This is a genomic window from Salinimicrobium oceani (assembly GCF_012037645.1).
This window is the reverse complement of sequence record NZ_JAAVJR010000799.1, coordinates 1-414: the sequence shown is the minus strand read 5'-3', so window position 1 is coordinate 414 and position 414 is coordinate 1. Positions and strand designations below refer to the sequence as shown.

The 414-nt window shown below is 39.4% G+C and carries 1 protein-coding gene; it reads left to right on the top strand.

Annotation, left to right across the window (positions count from 1 at the left end):
- Positions 1-414: sugar phosphate nucleotidyltransferase (locus HC175_RS19460; RefSeq protein WP_262887255.1), on the top strand; the 414-nt coding region annotated here is incomplete at both ends.

The following is a 414-nucleotide window of genomic DNA, read 5'->3' as shown; positions in this document are numbered from 1 at the left end:
ATCAGAAAAAAGAACAAAGATGCCGTCATGGTTATGGCTCCCAGCGATCACTGGATAGAAGATGAGAAAGCTTTTTCCAGAGATATTGCTGCAGCCTTTGATGCGGCAAGAGGAGAAGATAAGATCATCACTCTTGGTATTAAGCCCACTTTTCCTAATACAGGATACGGATATATAAAATACGATCCTTCGGAATCCTTATCTGTGAAACCGGTGCAAACTTTTACCGAAAAACCATCTTACGCCGTAGCCCGGGAATTTCTTAATAGTGGAAATTATCTTTGGAATGCAGGGATCTTTGTCTGGAATGTCGATTATATCATCAGATCGTTTAATACAAATCTTACGGAAATGTTTCAGCTTTTCTCTAAAGAAGAAGCGGTCCTGAATACTTCCGAAGAAAAAAAGTTCGTA